The sequence below is a fragment of the Aquibacillus kalidii genome, from assembly GCF_014280935.1.
Taxonomy (GTDB): Bacteria; Bacillota; Bacilli; order Bacillales; family Amphibacillaceae; genus Aquibacillus_D; species Aquibacillus_D kalidii.
Window position 1 is genome coordinate 101,326 of sequence record NZ_JACLZI010000062.1, and the last position, 23,819, is coordinate 125,144.

General features: G+C 36.0%; 17 protein-coding genes and 1 pseudogene. 6 read left to right on the forward strand and 12 right to left on the reverse strand.

All coding sequences use genetic code 11. From position 1 onward, the window contains the following. Positions 1 to 26: 26 nt before the first annotated feature. The gene (locus tag H7K77_RS19270) at positions 27 to 4,070 is read right to left on the reverse strand and encodes an S-layer protein (RefSeq protein WP_235989015.1); all 4,044 of its coding nucleotides are present in this window, start codon (positions 4,068 to 4,070) and stop codon (positions 27 to 29) included. A 768-nt stretch (positions 4,071 to 4,838) separates the two neighbouring features. Here H7K77_RS19270 and H7K77_RS19275 point away from each other — a divergent pair. Then, the gene (locus H7K77_RS19275) at positions 4,839 to 5,621 is read left to right on the forward strand and encodes a class I SAM-dependent methyltransferase (protein WP_186580359.1); all 783 of its coding nucleotides are present in this window, start codon (positions 4,839 to 4,841) and stop codon (positions 5,619 to 5,621) included. Positions 5,622 to 6,126: 505 nt separating this feature from the next. Here the strand turns inward: H7K77_RS19275 and H7K77_RS21620 are convergent. From H7K77_RS21620 to H7K77_RS19290, 3 genes are all read right to left on the reverse strand, one after another. After that, entirely contained in the window at positions 6,127 to 6,252 is a 126-nt protein-coding gene (locus H7K77_RS21620; RefSeq protein WP_268911942.1) for a hypothetical protein, read from the reverse strand. Between the two features lie 121 nt (positions 6,253 to 6,373). After that, the gene (locus H7K77_RS19285) at positions 6,374 to 6,805 is read right to left on the reverse strand and encodes a hypothetical protein (RefSeq protein ID WP_186580360.1); all 432 of its coding nucleotides are present in this window, start codon (positions 6,803 to 6,805) and stop codon (positions 6,374 to 6,376) included. 116 nt (positions 6,806 to 6,921) lie between these two features. Continuing rightward, positions 6,922 to 7,395, reverse strand: coding sequence for a YxiG family protein (locus tag H7K77_RS19290; RefSeq protein WP_186580362.1), 474 nt, complete (start codon positions 7,393 to 7,395; stop codon positions 6,922 to 6,924). A gap of 620 nt (positions 7,396 to 8,015) precedes the next feature. On the opposite strand from H7K77_RS19290, the gene H7K77_RS19295 reads away from it, so the two are divergent. After that, a complete protein-coding gene (locus H7K77_RS19295; protein ID WP_186580364.1) occupies positions 8,016 to 8,336 on the forward strand; it encodes a PadR family transcriptional regulator in 321 nt (106 codons plus the stop codon). Beyond that, entirely contained in the window at positions 8,323 to 8,892 is a 570-nt protein-coding gene (locus H7K77_RS19300; RefSeq protein ID WP_186580366.1) for a DUF2812 domain-containing protein, read from the forward strand. Before H7K77_RS19295 ends, H7K77_RS19300 begins: the two co-directional genes overlap by 14 nt. A gap of 151 nt (positions 8,893 to 9,043) precedes the next feature. Here H7K77_RS19300 and H7K77_RS19305 read toward each other — a convergent pair whose 3' ends face one another. The 3 genes from H7K77_RS19305 to H7K77_RS19315 all read right to left on the reverse strand — a co-directional run bounded on the left by H7K77_RS19305 (position 9,044) and on the right by H7K77_RS19315 (position 14,111). After that, a complete protein-coding gene (locus H7K77_RS19305; RefSeq protein WP_186580368.1) occupies positions 9,044 to 11,422 on the reverse strand; it encodes a polyprenyl synthetase family protein in 2,379 nt (792 codons plus the stop codon). 266 nt (positions 11,423 to 11,688) lie between these two features. Further along, positions 11,689 to 13,407 (reverse strand): sensor histidine kinase, encoded by a 1,719-nt coding sequence (locus H7K77_RS19310; RefSeq protein WP_186580370.1) that lies wholly within the window; start codon positions 13,405 to 13,407, stop codon positions 11,689 to 11,691. Further along, complete coding sequence (locus tag H7K77_RS19315) at positions 13,404 to 14,111, reverse strand: response regulator transcription factor (protein WP_186580371.1); 708 nt, start codon at positions 14,109 to 14,111, stop codon at positions 13,404 to 13,406. Before H7K77_RS19315 ends, H7K77_RS19310 begins: the two co-directional genes overlap by 4 nt. Before the next feature lie 210 nt (positions 14,112 to 14,321). On the opposite strand from H7K77_RS19315, the gene H7K77_RS19320 reads away from it, so the two are divergent. The 3 genes and pseudogenes from H7K77_RS19320 to H7K77_RS19330 all read left to right on the forward strand — a co-directional run bounded on the left by H7K77_RS19320 (position 14,322) and on the right by H7K77_RS19330 (position 16,658). Further along, a complete protein-coding gene (locus H7K77_RS19320) occupies positions 14,322 to 15,014 on the forward strand; it encodes an ABC transporter permease (protein ID WP_186580373.1) in 693 nt (230 codons plus the stop codon). Then, a pseudogene (locus tag H7K77_RS19325) lies at positions 15,014 to 15,934 on the forward strand (ABC transporter ATP-binding protein). Before H7K77_RS19320 ends, H7K77_RS19325 begins: the two are co-directional and overlap by 1 nt. Before the next feature lie 232 nt (positions 15,935 to 16,166). Then, a complete protein-coding gene (locus H7K77_RS19330) occupies positions 16,167 to 16,658 on the forward strand; it encodes a hypothetical protein (RefSeq protein ID WP_186580375.1) in 492 nt (163 codons plus the stop codon). 88 nt (positions 16,659 to 16,746) lie between these two features. Here H7K77_RS19330 and H7K77_RS19335 read toward each other — a convergent pair whose 3' ends face one another. The 5 genes from H7K77_RS19335 to H7K77_RS19355 form a co-directional block, all read right to left on the reverse strand. Continuing rightward, positions 16,747 to 18,600, reverse strand: a complete 1,854-nt coding sequence (locus H7K77_RS19335) for an ATP-binding protein (RefSeq protein ID WP_186580377.1) — start codon at positions 18,598 to 18,600, stop codon at positions 16,747 to 16,749. Positions 18,601 to 18,747: 147 nt separating this feature from the next. Further along, positions 18,748 to 19,470, reverse strand: coding sequence for a LytR/AlgR family response regulator transcription factor (locus H7K77_RS19340; RefSeq protein WP_186580379.1), 723 nt, complete (start codon positions 19,468 to 19,470; stop codon positions 18,748 to 18,750). A gap of 154 nt (positions 19,471 to 19,624) precedes the next feature. Next, on the reverse strand, positions 19,625 to 19,756 hold the full coding sequence (sda, locus tag H7K77_RS19345) for a sporulation histidine kinase inhibitor Sda (RefSeq protein WP_186580381.1): 132 nt from the start codon (positions 19,754 to 19,756) through the stop codon (positions 19,625 to 19,627). Positions 19,757 to 19,980: 224 nt separating this feature from the next. Continuing rightward, complete coding sequence (locus tag H7K77_RS19350) at positions 19,981 to 21,801, reverse strand: coiled-coil domain-containing protein (RefSeq protein WP_186580383.1); 1,821 nt, start codon at positions 21,799 to 21,801, stop codon at positions 19,981 to 19,983. A 2-nt stretch (positions 21,802 to 21,803) separates the two neighbouring features. Continuing rightward, positions 21,804 to 23,804 carry an efflux RND transporter permease subunit gene (locus H7K77_RS19355; RefSeq protein WP_186580385.1) on the reverse strand — a complete coding sequence of 667 codons (2,001 nt, stop codon included), beginning with the start codon at positions 23,802 to 23,804 and terminating at the stop codon, positions 21,804 to 21,806. Positions 23,805 to 23,819: the final 15 nt, after the last annotated feature.

A 23,819-nucleotide genomic window follows, 5' to 3' on the forward strand; every position in this document is an offset into this window, starting at 1 on the left:
TAGTCCTTTTATGAACTAGAACGGTATTAAGCCTTCCTTCGCTTATGAACGAAAACCATAATTCCTGCTCCAACTAGTAGTATTGAACCTAGTAATAAGTAATTATAGATGGAAGTTGCTGTAGTAGGTAACTCTTTATTTCCATCATGATCACTCTCGCTGTTTTTATCGTCCCCAGTTTGCTGATCACTACCGTCACTCTGATCTTGGCCATCGCTCGGGGCTTCTCCATCTGTTGGTTTCTCTCCGTCTGTCGGTTCCTCTCCGTCTGTCGGTTCTTCTCCGTCTGTCGGTTCCTCTCCATCTGTCGGATTCTCTCCGTCTGTTGGTTCTTCTCCGTCTGTTGGTTCTTCTCCGTCTATCGGATTCTCTCCATCTGTCGGTTCCTCTCCGTCTGTTGGTTCCTCTCCGTCTGTTGGTTCTTCCCCGTCTGTTGGTTCTTCCCCGTCTGTCGGTTCTTCCCCATCTGTCGGTTCCTCTCCGTCTGTTGGGACATCATTTACCCCGGTAATAATGTCCATACCATCTAAAGTAAAGCTGCCACCTCTAACAACTACTTTAGCTGTATGTTCAGTATTTTCAAGACCTTTAATAGAATATGAGGTTTCACGATCACCTTTAGCATAAACTCGATAGTTATCCTCCACTAATTGATCATCAATATAAACATCAAGTAATGAATCAGACGTTGCACCAAACAAATGAAAGCCCGTGCCTTTAAAGTCAAAGATCATACTATTGTTACTTTCTTTCGGAGCGCCATAAATATTAACTCCTCGATAGTCCATGTAAGTCTCCTGGGCCTGATTATCACCTAAGGATACTTTTAACGTATGTTGTGTATCTTCAAGGTCCCTTACAGAATACCTGACAGTGCCATTTTCTGAACCAATGTTGCCTACAACTTCACCATCCAGTTCAAACTGATACTTTGTCTTATTTGAATCACCAACAAGAAAATCAATTCCTGTTCCAGTGAAGTTTACAAAGATATATGGATTGTCTGAGAATGCTGCCCAGGCATTCTTACTATTACTTCCCCATGAATGTCCATTTTCCCTGTAAGCGTACACTGTATTCTCATCGGTTCCTACTTCAGCATCGTCTGCTATTGGGACAATAGCAGTAGGTCCCAATTTATCAACTGAAGAAAGGTCTATCTCATCTTCCGTCTCGATTTCCGCTCTGACAAAGCTGGTCCAACCTTCTTTTGCTACTACTTTTAATGTGTGTTCTGCTTCTTCAAGGTTCTCTGCTGAGAAAACCTCTTTTACAACACTACTGTTGTTTATATAGCTTGTTTCTCCAACAAGCTCATCATCTAAGTACACATCAGCTATTCCATTATTAGGATTCGCTTCCCCATACAATCTGATTTCATTGCCTTTGAATTTAATCTCAAAAGATTCACCATCAGATCCCCAAGCATTTCCACTATTTGAACTCCATTCTCCAGAAAAGTAAACCTTGTTTAATGTTCCTTGTTCTGTTGTTACATCGGTATGTTTCACTATTCTTCCGTTCCAAACTGGATAATCTGAATTCGTAACCATTTGCGTACGATTATAATGTCCATACCCTGCTTGAATAAAGTCCCACTGTCCAACATAGCCAATTGGATTCATCGGATCATCATTGTTAAGGGCTTGTTCTTCTGTTTCAAATATTCTTCCTTGTGCATTATCAAATTTAACTGATTGATAGGGAAATCCAGCGATAGGAGAAATACGCAAGTTATCAATTAGTGTTTCGTAATACCCAGATCCTATTGCCACTCGCCCAGCCATTACAGTTGAGTCCTCATCCGTATAGGAAGCAATTTTCTCTCCATCCACATACAATGTAAATACATTCTCTTTTGCTTCAAATTCCATGTTATGCCAAACAGTGTTATCAAAATCAGCAATTGTACCTTCTGAAACTACTTCACCTAGCTTTAGAATTTCATAGCTTCCATCCACATGAACACGTGCGTTATATGGTGCTGTTGAATCTGCATAACCAGATTTAACTTGACGCACACCAATTAAGGCGTAATTACTCCGGCCCTCTACCATTGGTGTGTGAGTATCTAGTAGGAAGTCATAGGAAACTTTATAATTTACCCATCGATAGTCACCTAGTATAGTGTTTGGATTAACATCGGAGGCAGTGCCATCCTTTCCACCCCAAACGGACCAGTCAGCACCAATAGTGTCTACCGTCATTTTCTGCTGCAGCATATTACTATGAGCCGTTGCATCTGGAATATTTAATTTCGTAGTTTCAAAGCTTTCGACATTGGTATGTTGTCTTGCTTCTTTCACTACCTCAAACGCCCCTATTTGATCAGTTGTGTAACGTGGTGTACCACCGCGGCGTTCAACATAATCTCTACCTTCTTCATCCAGTCCATATTCATCGTACTCAAAGTCGTCTTCATAAGGTAATGGCATGATGGTATCCTTTGATAAATCAATCGGGCCTGATTCGTACCCAAAGTCCTTTACCGCTTCTTTATTCAAAGTAGTAATCGTCACGATTGAATATGGTTTAACTTCCACTTCATATTCACCGTTCACCGGAGTAATCTCGTTAATATTTTTAAACCAGTTCGCATCATAGTCTTGACCTTCGTCAGCCCCACGCGTTTCCCATACATATACTTTTTCATTTTCTTTCCCATTTAGATTTTGTGTTTTGATCGTATATTTACGGGTATCATCTGTATTATTCGTAAATACCGTTGTATAGTCATCTGTTTCAGGGTCTTTTAATGTCATATAATTATGGGTACTTGAGTCGACCTTTACTCCGCCATCTCCTTCCGTACCATCACTAAATGTTGCCCCTTTCACATACATCCAACGTTCATTTTCAGGTGTAGAGTGATCATCATACCCAACAAAGTTCATAAAATGTCTAACACCTTGTAACCCTGCATCTGCTTCATAAAAACCAGACCACGGATCAAATGCACTGATTAAGTGTTTTGGGTTATATTGAGCGCCTTGATAAAATGCTGCTACAGAAGGTTGAAAATCGAAGGACACCGCGGTCAATTGGTTTTCTCCTGCACCTTCCCAATTGTAAACAGATATAATTCGAGAAATTACATCGACCACTCCTACCGTTCCACCAAGTCCATTATAATTAGGTTGCATATTTTCACGGTATCTGGCATTAATCATTGGAGCTACACCTTCCGATACCCAAACCTCTTTTGGTTGTTTACCATCAGCAATCAACTTATTTTGTAACTCTGTTAGCTCACTTGAACCATTGATATCATAATGTGCGCTAATTACATCAATCTCATCAATTAAATCCGGGTTATCAAGTAGTACGCGACTAATCGATTGTGTATCACGATACCCATCTGCCGCTACTAGTTTAATATGCTCATAGTCAGATTCATAGTTTGGTTCTTGTTTAATAGTAGAAGTGAAGTATTTTATCCAATCAACCTCCACTCTACCATTACCATTGATAGCCCTTTCATTCTGAGAGATTCCAACATAATCAAGTTTAAAGCCATATTCATCATAAACAGCATCAATAGTTTGTTTATACCATTGATATCGGTTCTTAAAATCACTGTTGGCTACACCATTCCAAGAAAAACGCGGTTCACCCCAACGTAGAATTTCTGTTGTAATGTCAGGATTAATTGATTTAGCATCTGCTGCAAATTGGAAACCTGCACCTCTAAGAACATTAGCTGGTTCATCGGCATAGCGCATCGTTGCCGGCTCTGTACCAGAAGATGAGTTCACATCTCCACCTAACTCCACTTTTACGTGCGTTAATCCTGCACCTTTTTCTGGATTAAATAAATGATTCATTATCTCCCAATATTGATCAGGATGCTCTTCTTTATAATCTAATAAGAGGCGGGAGGTATTATTAGCTGATACTGCCCCAAAACCTTTAAAGCGATTGTATTCATCTACGTCCGTACCATCAATTGTGATTGTTTTAGTAATATCTTCTGCTTTAGACTGATTAACTTTAATAAAAGCAAACGAACCAATCAAAGCAATTACTACCGTTAAATAACCAAATAACTTAAGTAAGCTTTTTCTTTTCATTATCATTTAAATATCTTTCCTTTCCCTAATTTCGGCATAGAGATCACATAAATGCAAAAAAGTAATAGAAAACGATTACGTCACCTTTATCTAGAATTAATACATTTTGTCCACACAACGTGCGTTTTATCGTACTGACTAGATGATAAGGTAAATCCATGAATTCTGTGTTTTTCTAAGGAGAAATGAAAGGTATTTCGTTTGGATTTAAATCCCTCCTTTTTAGGAATAATGAATATGTTAGCTGAATCGGGACTTCCCTATCAGTTCTAACCCTTGAAGGTAAATTTGAACATTATACGAAAGGAATTCTAGAGGAGTTGTTGGTAGCGTTTTCATTGTTTCATATAACACGCCTTATCTTATAACAATATATTTACTTTATTTATAACTTTTTTGACTTTTTATGTTTAGCTACATTTTTATGAGCCGTATTTAAATCTCCTACTCTACTAAGAAGAGCCTATGCACCACCATCGACTGTCAAAATGTATCCATTCATTTAATTTGACGCTTGGCTTTACTAGGTAGGATTGTCAAGCTATATCCTAACGCGTCTCACATGTTACATTGGGACCGTTGGCTCTGGTCAATATTATATAAACTGGTAAACTAACACATTTCAGAAATAACAGCAGATACGTTATTCATTGCCCCCTATATAAAAGGAATTTAATGTTAAAATATAAAAGAAATAGGAGTGGTTTTGTATTTTGAAATTAAATAGTCAGTGCTTTAATAGAAGAAATCAAGATAGGAGAAATGATTATGGATACAACGCAACAAAACAGTAATGCTTGGGATAAGAAAGTTGAAGAAGGTTCTAGATACACCCAGTCTGTAAGTAGCGATATCATTGAAAAAAGTAAACATGGTGAATGGAAAATAACAGTCACCACTGAAAAAACAGTCCCAAGGAATTGGTTTCCTAAATCTATCGAAGGTTTAAAAGTACTTTGTTTAGCTTCTGGCGGAGGGCAACAAGGACCAGTTTTGGCTGCAGCTGGTGCAGATGTAACCGTTACTGATCTATCTAAAAAGCAATTGGAACAAGATGAGAGGGTCGCTGAACGTGATGGATTAACCTTAAAAACGATACAAGGTGATATGTCAGACTTAAGCGACTTTGATGATGAGTATTTTGATATTGTTGTTAATCCTGTTTCTAATTTATTTGTAAAAGATGTTCGCCCTGTATGGAATGAAGTTTCCAGAGTTTTAAAAACTAACGGCATCTTAATTGCTGGATTTACTAATCCTTTATTATGGATTTTCGATGATAATCAAGAAAGAAAAGGGATTCTTGATGTAAAACATTCCGTCCCCTCCTCTACATTGGACTACTTACCTACGAGTGAAATTCAAGACTACCTTGATTCAAGTCAAACAATAGAATATGCCCATACTCTAGAAGATCAAATACAAGGACAAATCGACGCTGGGTTTGTTATTTCAGGCTTTTATGAAGATGATTTTGGCGGAACAAGGATTTTAGACAATCACATTAAAACGTTTATCGCCACAAAGGCTATAAAGCTTAAGATTGATTAATCCTCCATCGCTCATTAAACGAGGGTTTTCATTGGAAGCAGACAAAATAAAAACTGAACGGGACAAGGGACCTGCCCCTGTGTCCCGTTAGTCTTGCTCCGATTAGCTTAGCAAGAAATGTATTTTATCTAAAACCAACATATTATTTTACTGCTTATCTTTAATAGTCTTAGAATTGAAATGCAAGAAAAAACTTAGCATAATTATCGTTAATAAGATAGCTTCATAATTAATATAATTGCCCCTGACAAGAGAGTATAAAAAAGAAGCTACGCCAAATAAAGTAAAAAATCCTGTGATTCTTAATAGCCACTTAAGACTTACTTTATTTATAAACATCATATTCTTACCTCCACGTCTATTGGAAAACAGGGCGTTGTTTTCTATTTGTTAAATCACTGAATGGAACGGGTAATAGAACGATATCACCTTGTTTATACATCATTCCAAACCTCATCATCAATGTCATTACCCCAAAAATCTAGGCCACTTTCGCTAGCCTTTGCTAAATCCTCAGATAACCTTTTTCCCTCTTTATTTTAGGGTACTCTGCAAAATCTAAAATTATATCCACTTCATGTTCAGATATCTCATCAATAATTTTAAGTAAACGCTCTTTTGCTGTATTCATGTTGCGTTCACCTCTTCCTTACATAGAGTTTATTTTTATTATATCAAGAAATGTTTCCTTTAACTGTATTTTAGGATTAAAGTGATCTTCAAGAAACGCACCCGTTAGTTGAAGAGTAGATTCAGTTCAGTTTTTCTAAGATTAAATAATCCTTAGTTTTTAATATAGATATATCGTATTCATTAGCATAATCAATCAAATCATCATAAATTTTTTCTGGATAGAAATTAACAATTCGTAAATTAAACCCTTTAGATGTTTGTACAACTACACATTTCTTACTCCAACCCACACGTTTAAACTTCATACCAACAATTTGATTAGGACAAATCTCTTTTCTGTAAATAAGTTTTGAAAAAATGCGGATTTCAAAACTTATGGAACTTTCCACTATCTTGATTTTGAATTGAATAAATAAGCATAAGATAAGATATGCAATAAGTACAATGTGAACGGATATTGTTTTTATCGGAAATGCCACAAGTATTGATAGCAAATTTAGTGCCAGTAAAAACAATAATAACCCTTTTTGTGTTGTTGCATTAAATACCATAACCATTCACCCCTCTTAATCACCTTTCTGTTCAACTATTCTGCCCTTTAGTTTAAGATCAACACTTCACAATATCACAAACCCGATACTTAACTCTTACAGAAGATACCATGGAATTAGTATGGTTTTTTGAGAATATTTTCGTCTTTAAGTAAATTACTATATTGTTTATCATTAATAATAAGTGAGTTTGCTTCTATAAAAAAACAGTCTTTGTTGTTTACCTGAAAAAAGAAATTAGTTGGGGCTGTTAAAGCTTCAATCTCTTTTAGGTCTGGATCCAAGCTTTTAATATATATTTGACCAAAACCTTCTGGCCGGTAAGTAATTTCAGACAATAGCAAATGATCATTTTCTTCGAATGAATTTAATCTAAAGCTTTCATACTCAGGTTCTTGATGTACATAGTAAGACAATACTTGATTAAATTGGATATATGTCTTTAGCAATTCCTGATTCTTAGTAGAAACCAACTTTAAACTGATCGATTCCTTCATATAGTCTATTTTGATATCTACAATTGACCAATACTCAGCATGATTAATAAAGATGTTGTTTATTTCATTATTTTCTCCGGAATTATTGTTCAACTCGCAACACCTCCTATTTTTTAAACTTGTTAATCATTTTCAATATAGTGAATTGTTTCGGTTGTAAGTTATTTATTATTATGGAATGAATACAGTTTAGCATGAGCCACTATATTCGGTATATTTAGTACTATGACAATTAGAACGACAACACCCAATATTATTGAAGCTGTTTTTTCATTGTGACAGTCCCCCTATCTTTATCAGAATAGTTGCTTCTCCCCCTCACACCATAGTTCCAACTCAAGCACTATTCCTTTACCCTGCCGCGTCAGTCTCCTTCATAAATCCACTCTTATTTTAACATAATTATCCAACTGTCTTGTTCTACAATCTGATCCTAACATTAGTACGATCTTTATAAAGGTTCACGTCAGATTACTGAATTGTCATCTAATACTTTAGTTTTTCTAACTCTTTCCATACTTCAAAAGCTGGTTGAAATTTCATCTAATTCTCTAACCCTCATCTCTTCTTTCAAATCCTTTTTGTCACATCATTTTTTTAAACTTCTAAGTTAAAAAGCAAAAAAATAAGAAAAATGGTTTACTTATTCAGTTAAACTGTATACAATAATATTAAGTTCAACTGTACAGTCAAACTGAATAGTAGGTGATTATATGAAACATAAACTTTTACCATTATCTGAAACCATGCACTATATTTTATTAGCTCTACGTGAACCACTTCATGGATATGCCATTATGCAAAAGATTGAAAAAATGAGTAATGGCACAGTTAGCTTGGCTGCTGGCACGTTGTACGGGGCGATTGAAAATTTAAATAAGCATGGTTGGATTGAACCAGTATCCGGAGAGACTGGTAGACGAAAAGTGTATAAAATTACAGACAAAGGAATAACAATTTTGAATGACGAGCGCCAAAGATTACGCCATATTATATCCCTTTATGAAATGAGTGAGATCGATGAAGAAGTTTAAATTGTTTTTTAATATTGTAGAAGAAGAGCAATGGTTAAATGAGCAATTACAAAAAGGTTATCGATGTACAAACATTAGTGGATTAGGAATATATACGTTTGAAAAAGCTAACAAAGCTTCTATTATACGATTAGATTATCAGGATTATTTATCAGCAAATAGATTTGAAGAATACAAAACGATATATGAGGATTTTGGGTGGACACATATAAGAGGTTCACGATTTGGTAGTATTCAATATTGGCAAAAAACAGCTGATAGTCAAAATGAGATTTTCTCAGATCGTCAATCATATGTACATTACTATAAACGATTAATGAATTACTCATTATCACTAGCTATTTCACTTTTGATGATTAGCTATATGATATATAAGGATTCCAGTTTGTATGAGACGAAAGGGCTTTGGGATATGGAAGGATCTTTATTTTGGAAAGCGTTCTTATTCGAGACACCGTTTGTCATTATAAAATTACTGCCCTTAATCATGGTTATATTATTTGGATTCAGCTACCTACATGCATATCGTCAATACTCCCTATTAAAAGATAAATAGTATTGCGGTGAAAAATAAGATGGAATAAGCAATAAAAAATAACTTTAACCCCTCCAATATATCAATTGTTGGAGGGGGTTAGATTTTCCTATAAATGATTCTATCAATATGACATTCATTACATATGAAACACTACTTTCCCCATGCCCATTTAATGATTACGATGAATGATATAATTCATTAGCTGCTTCAAAAATGGAGTGTCGTGAGGGATCTTTTGCAAGGACTCCAATGCTAGGCAGTATTGCTCCCACATCGCCTTCTTCGCACCTTCCATACCGAGAATCGATACAAAGGTGGACCGACTATTTGCTAAGTCCCTTCCAACTTGTTTCCCTAAAACATCTGTATCCCCTTCTACATCTAGTAAATCATCCTTAATCTGAAAGGCTATACCTGCATGATAGGCGAATGCTTTTAATGATTCGATTTCTGTATCCCCTACATTAGCGAGTATCGCTGGCATGACTAGAGAAGCCTCGAATCCTATTCCCGTCTTGTAAAAACACATCTGATTCAATTGCTCTAACGTTAGCACTTTCCCTTCAGAGTCTAAATCAACCGCCTGGCCTCTACACATCTCAGCAGTTATTTGAGAAGAGTATTTTATTAAGCGCAATACCACTTTCGGTTCGAAATCATCCAAGGAGGCTTGCTCTTCGTATGCTTTCTGTGTGAGAAAAAGGCCTGCTAATTCCGCTGTGGCTATGTTATACATTTCATGCAAGGTTTGGCGTCCTCTTCGAACCGGAGCGTTATCCTGTGATGGCAGATCATCAAAAATAAGGGAGGCTGTATGCATGTATTCCAGTGATTTAAGCAATGGGGTTATCGCTGACTTACTCAACCCGTAAGTATTAACTCCCATTGACCAAGTGATGATTGGCCTTAATCTTTTACCATCCCCTTGTAAACTATAATTTGCTGCAGCGACAATCGGTTCACCCATTAAACTATCCTGATCTTTTTTTGGGATAAACAATAGGCTATTTATATGATCTCGAACAGTTCTAACCGACTCGATAAACTCATCCCGCTCCTGCCTATCCCTTTCTAAGCTTGTAATAATATTGGTACGAAGCAGTTTATCAAAAAAGTCTACATCATTTGCTTTATGAACCATCTGTTGGATTAGACGGTTAAATTTAGCATTCTTTGGGGCAAATAAGGCCATCACCTGATTATAGGTTTTCACACCATTCTTTTCCTTAAATCGCTTCAAGCCATTAATCGCACGATTCAACATGACCTCTACGGCATGTTCACTAGAATGATAGACTTGTTCGATTAAATGAGAAATAACTGTCCAATACAACTCAAACGGGTTAATCAAATCCTGGCGTTGATTGTGATATTTCATATAGTAAGTATAGGGAGTTACGGCTTCTGCCTCCAAATCCTCAAACATATCAGCAAAATCGTCAGCCAACTGATTATATATCCCATAATAAAAGGTTCTATCCTCAATGTCTTTATTCTCGGAAGCACTAATGACACTACGAACAATCATCCGAGAGGAAGAAGATTTTAAGATAATCGGAATAAAAAGCTCTTCATTTGTATAATCTGGATTGGATATATCCTTTAGACGATCCACTTCCTGTGATTGAAAAAATAAATAGGACTGTTTGAAAAAAATATCAACGGACTCTGCATGCTGATAGTTCTTTATATATTCAAAAGCTTCATAGAGTTCAGAGTGGATGTATGTTACTAACTCTTTATTTTTCCCCGTCCAGCCTTTTAAAGAAGGGACTGTTCCTGTCACAAGTGTGGTACGTATCATGTCGGAATACTGGTGTTTCTCTTTCGGGGATAAGACGCTAGCATCTAGAAGGTCATCAATGAAGGGATATGTTAGTCCATAATAGTAACCTAGCCGAATAGCTTCGTCGAGCCTTTGTGTTCGTTCTTCTCTAGATACCTCCTCCCCCATTTCATCGAGCACATGCATGACTACACCTGCAATCAGCTTAATGAGTTTACGCTCGGCATGAACAGCATCCATCCCCTCAGGAATGTTGGAAGAAACAACTTTCAACTTCTCCATCACCCATATTAAGGCAGATTCTATACCTTCTTGCTGCGCTAATCGATACAAACCATTGATTCGAAATAAATCAGGTTGATCCTCTCCGTCTGATGACGACGAATGAAAGGAGTCTCTTATGTTTTCCACCACACGGTTAACCTTGTCATGCGTTTCTTTGGAGTCCGGGTCTTTCCCTAAGTCTCGCATAAAGATATATAAGAAACTGCGCTCCAAGTATTTTTCTAAACTACCGGTGCGATCTAGCCATTTCATATAATGCTCATACTGTTCTCCATCTGGTTTTCCTATGCTTGAAAAAAGCGATGTTAACGAAAACCTACGAACATGTTTTTTTCTCCAAGCTTCTATAGCTTTAGTCAAGCTTGGAATATAATCATGCTGCACCACCTGCTTCTGAAGTGATTCAAAATAATGAGCAGCCTTCTGCTCCTCTAAATAATAGTAATCTTCTGGACTATGTTTTAATTTATTATTCATACACTTATTACCTCTACTCCTGAGTTCTCTTCTAATTATATTCAATTAACCTATAAAAATAGTAGAGAAAACAATTCTTTATCATTAAACCAAAAATAACACCTTTCCAACCAGAAAGCGACACAAAAATGGGACATAGGGTCAGGTCCCTTGTCCCATTGAACCACTCCTTCAGCAAAATGAACTATGTTAAGCCATCGTTTATTCTCTCTAACAAAATATCTATTTACCTTGTGAATTCAATCCAACTCTTCCATTAATTCATCTTATAAAACCGGCATCATAACTCTAATCTTTGTACCTCTATTTACCTCACTTTGTACATTAATTGACCCACCATGTAATTGGATTAGTTGTTTCGTAATAGCCATTCCCAACCCTGTACCATTTTCAGAATCTGTTGTATTCGTTCCACGATAATACCTACTAAATAAGTGGCGAATAGTATCTTTGTCCATACCAATACCATCATCTTCAACATTTACACAAAACAACTGATCTTCAATTGTAAAGATTGATATACTGATGTTAGTTCCCGGTGGATTATGTTTAATTGCATTTGCAATCAGATTATCCATTACCCGCTGAAACCATTTAGGGTCCACAAATGCCTGCAAGGGTTGATCACTATTATGAAATATAAGTTTTTTATCTGCATTCTCCGGATTGTTAAGAAACTGAATAATCGTTCTCCGAATAAATTCGGTTATATCTATCCCCTCCTTCATTATAGGAAGAGATTCGTTTTTCAATCGATAAGTTAAGGTTAAATCTTCTAATAACCCTTTCATATATTCAGATTTCGCTGCAATAATGCTTGAGAATTCTCTAGTTTCCGCTTCATTCCAGGAATAGTGATCAGATTCTAACATATTTGCGTAACCCGAAATAGAAGCTAGTGGTGTTTTTAAGTCGTGAGAAATTCCACTAATCCATTCATCTCTCGTTCGACTAATTCGAGCTTGTTGGGATTCATTTGCCTTTAATGTTTCAGTTAACTGTGAGAGTATGGTAATTAAATCCTTGTAAAGACGGAATTTCTTTTTCAATTTCCCTTTTTTATTATACAAAATAGACTGATTGGTCAATGGATCGACTGGTTGGGTATAGTGACCTTCACCTAGGTTCTTGATCCACTTCATTAAAGAAAGTAATGGAGACCCAAACTTATGGCCATACCAAAAGGTACCAAATATTAATACAATGCCCACCAATACTGTGATGATAAAAAAACTTTTACTAACTAGTGTATTGTTTTTTAGCTTAGAAGACAACTTATCATTTCCAACGAGCAATATGCGGTTGGTTTGATCATCAACATGAGTAGCAACCGAATGATTATTCTTTAACTTAGTTAATTCTAACAACTTATTTATCTCATATTTCGTTGCTTCTTTTTCCCCATAACTATCTAATACTTTCCCATCTACATTAATTAGTTGAACCCAACCATTATGTTCATCTACCTCTTTTTTCAACATATCGGAAAGATTTAAAGAGGCTTCCCTAAAATTAACTTGATTCTTTATTCTGTCTAATGCCTGTACGCTCCAATGATGTTGTGCAAATATAACGATGTAAGATTTACCTTCCAACGTTTCTATATCCCAATAGGAATATTCTGTATCCGTATTGTCCAAAAGCAATAAAGGAGAAATTTGACTATTATCAAAGCTTGAAACTATTTGCTCCGGTGTTTGAAAAGACCCAATTACTTTTCCTTTCTTTGTTAACACTAGCAACCAACCATTCTGCTCCCTTGCTAATGTTTTAATATCATTATTAAAATGTACATTCCCATTTTCAATATTTATATTTCTTTCTATAAAAAAACCATCAGATTCCGCCAAATCTTCCATTGTTTTTTCACGAATGATAGAGAAACCTATAATAGCCCAAACAACAATAATTAATAAAAAGAATAGAAGAAAAGTAGACACAAACTGAAAGAGAAATTGAATAGTAAACCTCCTATGAATATTCATACCCTTTCTCTTCCTGGAACAAATTTATAACCAAGTCCTCTTACTGTCACAATATAGTTAGGATTACCTGGAGCTTCCTCAATTTTCTCCCTTAATTTCCTAATATGTACCATTACTGTATTATCTTCATCTATAAACTCTTCTCCCCATACACTTTCATAGAGTTGATGTTTGCTAAACACTTGGTTGGGGTGTTTACAGAAAAACAAAAGGAGTTGATACACTTGTGCAGGTAAATCTATATGTATTCCTTTCACATTAACCTCAGCAGCTTTCGTGTTAACGACGATATCACCATAATGGTATATATCCTGTTGTACGTGGACTGGATTGCTGCTTTTACGCCTTAAGTGCGCTTTGATCCTAGCAACTACTTCTAAAGGATTGAATGGTTTCGTAATATAGTCATCCGCTCCCACTGCAAAACCTGAAAGTTTATCCAAATCCGTAGTGCGCGCGGTAAGAAAGAAGATTGTGGCATCCGTGAATCCTCTTATTACTGGGCATATTTCAAACCCATCACCATCCGGTAACATCACATCTAATAAAATTAAATCATACTCCCTGTCCTTACATAGTCTTATAGCTTCTGCTCTGGTTGATGCCGTATCAATATTGGTGAATAATTCCTTATTCAATATCGTTTTTAACATATGTAATATTGCATATTCATCATCAATAATTAGTAGTTTTGCCTCTTCCATTTTACACACCCCTGTTCAGAGATTCCTATCCATTATGATACCATTCCTTTGCGAGGATTATTTTAGAATTAAGGAAAAATTAAGGTTGCATACGAAGCCTGTTAAGAAAGAGGCTATATAATACTTTTATGACAATAAAGTGCAATCCAATTTCTAGGATTTTAATTACGATAGTCAGAAGACCCGAAAAGGAAGAAGGAGGAAAACATAATGTTCAGTATTGGAAAAAGAGAATTTATTAGTTTATTTAAGGGGATAAAATCCATTGTTATTATTGCTATCTTATTAGTTTCTGCATATTATTCAACTAAACTTGCAGAGCTATTGTTATCTACTGGGATGAATATATCTGCAGAAGAAAGACAAAACATTTATACAGTAGGTATTCAGTTTCTCATTTTGTTGTTTGGTCAATTATTTGTAATGGGCCTCTCACATGATGTCATGAACAAGGAACTGCATGAACGAACCATCCGTTTTTTGGTATCAAGAGTAGCTAGATCCCAAATCGTAATTGGTAAATTCTTAGGTATTTGGTTATTTTGGTTAACATGTTTATTTGTCTCTTTTTTAATCGTCTGTGTGTTTGCACAGACATTTGACATAATTGCTTTTCTTCAATTGACTAGTTTGCTTACTTACCAAATTTCATTAACTATTTTACTATCTGTCCTAGTACCCAAACCTGGATTTACTATGTTCCTAGGAATTCTAGTAGGGATCGCCTTTCCAATTCTTATCGCATGGGTGACATTAACTTCAAACGTCTGGGTTGCTTGGATGAGATATATAACTCCTTTTTATTACATACAGCATCCAAATTTCGCCTTTCTCACTAATTTACTGTTATCTTGTGTCATGCTCATTATCTCTATAGAAATTTTCAAAAGGAGGGATTGCTAATGTTCGCCATTGAAACAAAGGACTTAAGTAAATCATTCGGAAAAACAACAGTTGTAAAGGGGATCAATCTACAAGTTCAGACTGGAGAAGTTTTAGGTTTCCTTGGCCGGAATGGTGCTGGTAAATCCACCTTTATTAATATGCTGACAGGGATTATTAGACCTACATCTGGCTCATTTTCCCTATTGGGCATTGATGGACCAAGTGACCATGTAAAAAAGAGGATAGGAGTGATGCCGGATTATTCCTCCCTATATGGCAATTTAACAGCAAAAAAACATTTAAAATATTTAGCTGGTGTTTCAGGAAAAACTGTTACTAATCAGCAATGTATAGACGTTCTTCGTTCTGTGGGATTAGAGGAACACGCAAACCAGAAGGCTGTAAAGTTTTCCATTGTTATGAAGAAAAAGCTAGGTATTGCACAAGCAATTATACATGATCCAGATCTGATCTTCTTAGATGAACCCACGTCCGGTTTAGATGCAGAATCTACAATTGAAATACAGCAGTAAATTACAAAACTGCAAGAACAAGGTAAGACGATATTTATGACCTCACATAACCTTGATGAGGTAGAAAAAATTTGTTCAAAAATAGCTATTATGAAGGAAGGAACAATTATTAAGATTGGTACAATGGATGAGTTAAGATCATTTTATCAATCCACCATTATCGTCACATTTAAACACTCCGTTTTTCCTAAGTCTGAACAACATACTTTAATAAACTGGCTAAAATCTATCGGAGCTCATTTAGAATTGAAAGACCACTATTTTACTATCCATGTAGAAAGCGAGAAAAAGATTGCCGAAATTATTAGGGCACTAAATAAATGTAAAATAGATATTTACCGTGTAGAAGTAGAAGAACCTTCACTTGAAGAAATATTTTTGGATGAGAGAGATAGCTATTTATAATAAGGTTATTTCTTATTAATTTTAAATCAACAAGCTATTTTCAAAATAGCCTCTGTCTGTATTTCTTTATACTTAACACAGAACACCTTTTAGAGGATCGTCAATCGGCGTTCCTCTTATTTTGAAATCCAAACGATTCATTGGAATTTCATGTTAAAATTAACACATGTGAAGTTCAAACAACAGGACAGGTTACTCCAACAAAAAAGAGAATGGAACAGGAGACTTAATGATGGAATTTTTCTTATATGATTTGGTTGTAGCGCAAAATATTGATAGTAAGAGTGATGAAGAGCTGGAAAAGCTTGAGGATAAATGGATGAAAAATCTAAGAAAATACAACGAAATCTACGGTACCTTGTCTGAAAGATTACCTCAAGATATTTTTAACCACTTTAACTCTTGGGGGTTTCATGATTATCAACTGGTTAAAATGGAAATAGAACATACGAGCCTTCTCCATTCAGATATTCATTTCACTCTTTCTAATAATAACAAATGGAGATTGAGTTTTGAAGATGTCTCTTTCTTTCAATTTAAACACTTAAATTATGATAATAATACCCCTATATTTAATCGCGAAGTAGATAGCTGGTTGTACGAGGAATTTTTACCCTTTGATGAATCAACATTATCATTTGAAGTCACTTTCTCTTCTGGTGGAAATATATTATTACACTTCCCTGATAAATCAGTCTCCTTAAAAAAAATAAACGGGACATAGGGTCAGGTCCCTTGTCCCATTCCGACATTCCAATGGTGCCTGTCACCACCCGAATTAGCTCGTTTTTTGTCGAGGCAGTGCTACTCTTCTATTTTATCGTTTCGATTGCTTCCGTAAATAGTTTGCGTAGTTCTTTGAAATCAACTGGCTTTGTTATATAAGCATAAGCGCCTTCTTTATATGCTTGTTTTATCGTTTCCTCCATAGCATCAGCACTCACTGCGATAACAGGTATTCCTTTTGTTGATGGTTGTGTTTTCAGCCTTCTTAATACCTCAAAACCATCTAAATCAGGTAAGTTTAAGTCTAATAAAACAAAATCTGGTTTTTGATCTGTTATCTTTTCTAACCCTTCTTCGCCAGAAGTAACACAGCACAACTCAATATTCCCAATAAAATCTAGCATCGCTTTCATAACGGCTATATTATCAGGATGATCTTCCATATATAGCACATAAAAAGATTGGTTGTTAGGACTCCATTTATCTTCACTATGGTCTACTCGTTTATAGTTCACTTTATTTATTTTATTAAAACAAACCCAAAAAGTAGATCCATTCCCCTCACTCGAGGCAACTCCATAACGTCCATTCATTCTTGTCGTTAATTGGGCAACAATAGCCAAACCTAATCCTGTCCCTTTCCATCCCTTTACATGGTTTTCGCTCCGATAAAAAGGCTCAAAAATTAATTCCTTTTCTTTTAGAGCAATACCAGGTCCATTATCCTTCACTTGGATGTTTACCGTTTCTTTATTTTCACCATCACAACAAATCGTCACGGAACCATTTGGATTACTATATTTAACCGCATTGTCTAAGAGATTCGTAATAATTTGATTTAACCGTAATGGATCTGCATCAATATAGACATCTTCCGCAACATTTTCTAATTGAACATCTACATGTGATGATTGCGTCTCTAGAATAGATCCTATGCATTCCTCTATGAAAGGCTTCAGTTGAATTACTTCTGTTTGAATCGGGATACGCCCCGTATCAATTGCCGTAAAGTCTAAAATTTCTTCAATTAATTGTAGCAGCTGTTCAGATGCATGATACATTTTTGTTAACTTCTCTAGATGCTTTTTACTTAAGTCGTTTAACAACAAGATCTGTGTATAACCTTGAATGGTATTCAGCGGTGTACGCAGATCATGACTCATTTGTGATAAAAATATACTTTTAGCATGATTTGCTTTTTCAGCATTTATTTTTTCGGTCTTTAAAAATTTCTCTCGCTCTTTCTGACGTGCCTTATCTATGAGAAGTTTCTCGTTCTTTTCCTTTAATGCGTTGTTTTCCTTCTCTAAATTATCAACCCTTTCTCTTTCTATAGGGCTAAAAGGAAGATACTGCTTATCATAAAATGGAGATTTTGCAATGGCATCATCGATCATTACATATTCATGTATTTTTAATAACTCATTTTGAAAAAAGGACGGTGTTGTAAGTGCATTATACGTACAAACAGATATGACTTCTTTCCCATAAATAAAAGCATCACATTTACTTTCATATTTTCTAATTTCACTAATTGATGAACGATCAACAATTACATTCCCCCATGTTCTTGTGTTTATACCGTTCTTGGTGTTCTCTAATACAATTCTTTCAAATTGACTAAAGCTTAAATCTGCATTAAAGCCTTTTTCGGAAAGATAGAAACTATCACGATGGATATAGATTAACCGTTCTAGTGATGCTCCCGTATAACCAATAGCTACTAATCTTTGTTTAATGGTACGGTAATTACTTCGAGATTCCGCCAATATAATTGATTCCCCGTTGTCCAAACCTTCCACTATATAAGCAATAGCATTCTCCATATACGACTCTTGTTCATTAAACATATATAAAATATGGGCACCTTTTCTCCCCATAACCTGGTTAGTTAATTGCAGCAGTGTATAATCTGTCTGCCTTTGCAAGTTTGATACCACTATCTTTCACCCTCCCATTCCAACAAAAACCTTCCTAGTTGTTATTGTAATAAAAACTTCGGTATCAATAAAGAAGTAAGAATCTCCTAAAAACAAAAGAAAAGAAGCATTAATTACCTGAATAAGAGTAATTAAATGCTTCTTGAATTAGGATAGTTCCCTCATTAATTCATTTTTTTGTAGTTTCGATACATGGGCATAATCCGGATAATTTTTAAAGTGAGCGAAATACGTTTCACCTTCCAACGATAGATGAGAAATAGCATGGATATTTACAATAAAAGACCGATGTGTCCGAAAGAACCTCTTGTCTAATTGATCCAACAAAGTATTCAACGATTCATTCGTCTCATATTTCTGATTATGCGTATGAATAATCGTTTTTCGATTTTCTCTTTCTATAAAAATAATATTTTTAAGATGAATAAAATAAGATATTCTATCCATTTTGATTGTGATGATATTCTTTGAATTTTGCTGCTTATTTGTAGATTCTGACGCTGATTTCACCTTATCTAAAGCCACATATAGTCGTTCTTTCTTAACAGGTTTCATTACATAATCAACAGCAGCTAAATCAAATGCCTTCACTGCATATTTATCGTAAGCTGTCGTAAAGATTATTTTTAATGCTGGATTCATTTTTAAACAAGCAGAAATTGCTTCAACACCATTTAACTTCGGCATGTCAATATCAGCTATAATCAAATCGGGACTCAGTTCCATATTTAAATTTAGCAAACTTTCTCCATCATCTGCTATACCAATTATTTCAAAAGTATCAATGGGTTCGATAAAGCTCATTAAAATGTCTTGAGCTTCTGAATTATCCTCGGCAATTACTACCTTTATTCTAGAACCGATAAACATTACCCCCGTTCTAACACAGTTATAGCATTAATACTAGTTGGCCAATAGTTATTTCTTACCTAATAAATATATATTAAGTGTACCATCAATTATCCATATATTCGCAGCTCCTAGTAAACTTTCCAAACATTACCTTGTGTATTCCTTTCGATCGTTAAATCACTTTTATTCCAGTTCGACGAAATTCTATTTCTTGTTCTAAAAGAATAATAAATTTTCTATCCAAATTCAGATCCACCGAACGTTTATATGCATCTATCAATTGGTCATAACTTAGATGATACATGTAAATTCCCCTTCATTACATTTTTTAGTAGATATTCACTATATTACATTCTTCAAAACTTACTTTCTCTTAAATCAGATACTTGTTAATCAACAAATGAGGTATTTAAAACGCAATATAGTTCATTTGGGAAGAATAAATCCGCTTTTCTCCTTTTTATCTCTATTTCGTGAATAAAGAAAAAAGGTGCCAACCATATAGAAATTGGTTAGCACCTTTTTTAATTAAAAGAGATCCAGCAAACGGGCCCAGAACCCTTTTTCTTCCTCTACCGGTTCTTTTGTCTTTTCTTTCTCTTCTACCTTAATACTTTCGGTTTTCAAAACAAATTGAACAGAATTGATTTTCACGTTCTTTGGTGAAACAAAGGATACAGCTTTAAAATCAGATTTATCATATTCCTCCATCATCTGATTCACTTCCTTTTTCATCTGTTCAGGTAAATTACTCGTAGACTCATCAAGCTCAGCTGTTCCGTTGTGAAGCTCATTCACTCCATTTTCAAGTTCTCCCGTTCCTTGAGACAAGCTTGCAATCCCATGGTCAAGTTCTGCATAATTACTAGATAACTGGCTGACTCCTCCAGTGTATTCAACTAGACCGGAATGGAACGTTCCATACTGAGAAGCTAATTGACCTAATCCTTCCTTCAGCTTCGTTAAGGACTCCGCAACATCCATGTCTTCTTGTGCAGTTGCTAACTCACTCGCCATGCCTTCTAGGTTCTTAACCATACCTAAAAGAGAGCCGTTAACCCCATCCAACGTTGTTCCTACTGCATCAAAACCTACTTGGACTTTCGCATACGTTTCTTTTGCAGTGCGTGCCGTCTTATATGTTTCTAACAATTTCCCAATCACTTCTTGATCTGCATTACTTTTTTGAAGCTGCTCGGCTTGTTCCTTAGAAAGCTCATAAGCTGGAATCGCCCCTATTGCTTTATCTAGTGTGCTATAAGCAGTAGCGAACTTATCCTTTAATGTGCCTAAGCCATCTGCTGTACCTTTAAGCCCTTTCGCCATTTTCCCGAGTCCATCTCCTAGCTTTTGCAAACCACTAAGATCGATTTCTTCTGAGCTGTTAGCAAGAGAAGCGTTCGTTTTTTCTAATGCCTGCTTGATCTGCTTCGATCCATTCACAAGCTCTGACGAAGAAGCATTAATCGCAGCAATTCCATCTCGATATTGCGCAGAGCCCCCTCGTAAACTAGTTGCTCCACTATTTAATTCTGATACACCATTTTCTAATTTTCCGACACCATTATTAATCTCATCAATGGCATCTGTTAACATCTCCATCTCACCTGTCATCTCTTCAATATTCGGAGAATCAATCGGCATCGAAGAAGGCACAGCTGAGATGTCAATACCATCTAACTCAAATTCCTCCACATCTGCTTCCAAGACTAACTCTTCTTCTTTTTCCGGCATCACAGTAAACGATACTTGTTTATTTTTGCCCGCATTGGCAAGTGTCGCTTCTGGTGCCTCGATATTGTGATAGTTATCTAAATTAAGAGATAGGGAGATTTGTAGTAAATAGTTTTCAAAAAACACTCGATCTACTGCATCATTCGCAGAAGTTGCGATTCTTATTTCAACATGCCCACCTTTTCCTGCAAGCTCTGTTGGGCTGACCTCTTTCCCATCTAACAAATAAGTAATTGAAATATCCCACGGCAAGGGTTGCTCATTCAGATTCCCTTGATAATAAAATTTTCCCTCTGGGGCATTTATCTCTACTTTATTACCTGTTTGTTCTAAAGGGGATAAATTTGTTAAGTTTTTCAAGCTCGTATACGGACCGTAATCCACGATCTTCCCTGCTTCTTTCATATTTAAAATGTTAACAACATAAATCTCTTGTCTTTCACCAGTGGCATTTAGCTTCGCATAAACCACTTCCTCTTTTGAGGAGAATTGACCATTTCCCTGTGGTCCCTTCTCCCCTTGTACACTGTCCTCCGACTCAGCCGAAACAAGAAGAGACGGCAGTACCAAAATGAAAGTGATAAAGACAAGTAGAATCTTTCTTATTCTCCTCATGATCATTTCTCCTTATAAAAATTTGCTTTCCAGGTTGTTTTCACTATCACTTTATCAAACACGACCAACATAGCTGGTAGTAAGAAAACGACCATAATAAACGAAAGCAGTGCCCCTCTACCGAGTAACAATCCAATCGATGAAACGACCGGATTAGAGGAAGTAATCCACAATATAAAGCCGACACTAGACAATATGGATGCAGAAATACCAATTGCAAAAATCTTCTCATCCAACGTTTTCTTAACCGCTTCTAGTGCAGACATTTCCTTGCGATCCTCTTTATAAGCATCTGTTAACAAAATCGCATAATCTACAGTTGCTGCTAGTTGTATAATACTAATCAGCAAATAGCCGACATATACCAAGGAGGCATCTGTAAAGTATGGAACAGATAGGTTCAACCATACGGCAGATTGAATTGTAGATAGTAGCACTACAGGTATCGATATCGATCTAAAGGTAACGAATAGGACAAGCGCAACAGTGGCAATCGTCAAGGTATTCACTAATTTATTATCCTTTTGAACAATATTTTTAATGTCATATAAGGTTACACTTTCACCTACCAAATAGACCTTTTCCTCATAATATTTCTCTGCTGTTTCCTGTACCTGTTCAATTAACTGGAATGCTTCGTCTCCTTCTGTTTTTGTATCCGTTTGAAGGATGATTCGACTATAATTTTCTGAATAAAATTGATCTGTTATATCCTCGTTCAAATATTCTGGTGGAATCACTGAACCTACTGTGTTCACATATGCAAGTGCACTGGTCACATGATCAACGTCCTCTAAGTCATTCACTAATTCCGCTTCCTTTGCGGTATCCCCTCTTGGAACAAGTAATACCATTGGGGTACTCTCACCAAACTGTTCTTTTATCGTTGCCAAATCACTGCCTGCCCTTGTATTTTCTGGCTGTTCACCTATTCCGTAGATGAAACTAGTTTGGCTTTGTGCAAGAAATGCTGGAACAATCAATAGTAATACAAGTATTAAACTAGGTACACGTAATTTCACAACGATACTTCCTTTGTTTTTTAAACTTGGAAGTAATGGCTTATGCTGCGTTTTATCGATCCATTTATAAAATAATAATGTTAATGCTGGTAAGAACACCATCACACTAATAAAGCTTAGTAGAATCCCTTTTACAAGATTAATCCCTAAATCGGAACCAATTTCAAAGTTCATAAAAGATAAGGCTATAAACCCAAAGAAGGTTGTGGACGCACTTGCCGCAATAGCTGAAAAGGATTTTTTCATAGCAAGCTGCATCGCTTCCTTAGGATCTGCTAGTTTTTTCCGATAGTCGGAGAAACTATGTAGAAGAAAAATAGCATAATCGAGTGATACGGCTAACTGTAAAATAGGTGCCACCGACTGGGTAACGAACGATACTTCCCCAAGAAAAATGTTCGTTCCCATGTTAATAAGTACGGAAACCCCAATAGCTGTTAAGAAAAGGATCGGCTCTAGCCACGACGTAGTAGAAACGATTAATATGAGAATAATAATCGGAACTAATAAAGCCCCCGCATACATCGATTCCTTTCCAGCCATCTTTTGCTGGGTAGCTGTATTAAGCGATTCCCCTGCCATCGCATTATCTTCACCAATTAAATCATAAATCGCATCGGTAATTGCCACTTCTTCCCCTTCACGGATACTGAAGGAAAATAGGGCATTGCCATCCTTATAATAATTTTCTACCGTTTCCTGATCCGCCATTTCCAGCGGTTGTTTAATATCAATCGTATCATCTAACCACGTAACGTTAGACACCCCATTGATGGCAGCGAGCTTTTCTTTAAAAGCAAGCGCCTCCTGTAACGTCAAGTCCTGCATCATGACTCTATTAGTAGGAACACTTCCATCAAATTCCTGTTCCATGACATCCATTGCTTCCGTAGATGGCGCATCCTCCGGTAAGTAATCTTTCATATCGTAGTTTACCGAAACCGTAAACTGTGCTAGCGAACAGAGAATTGTAAGCACCATAAACGTGATTGCAAC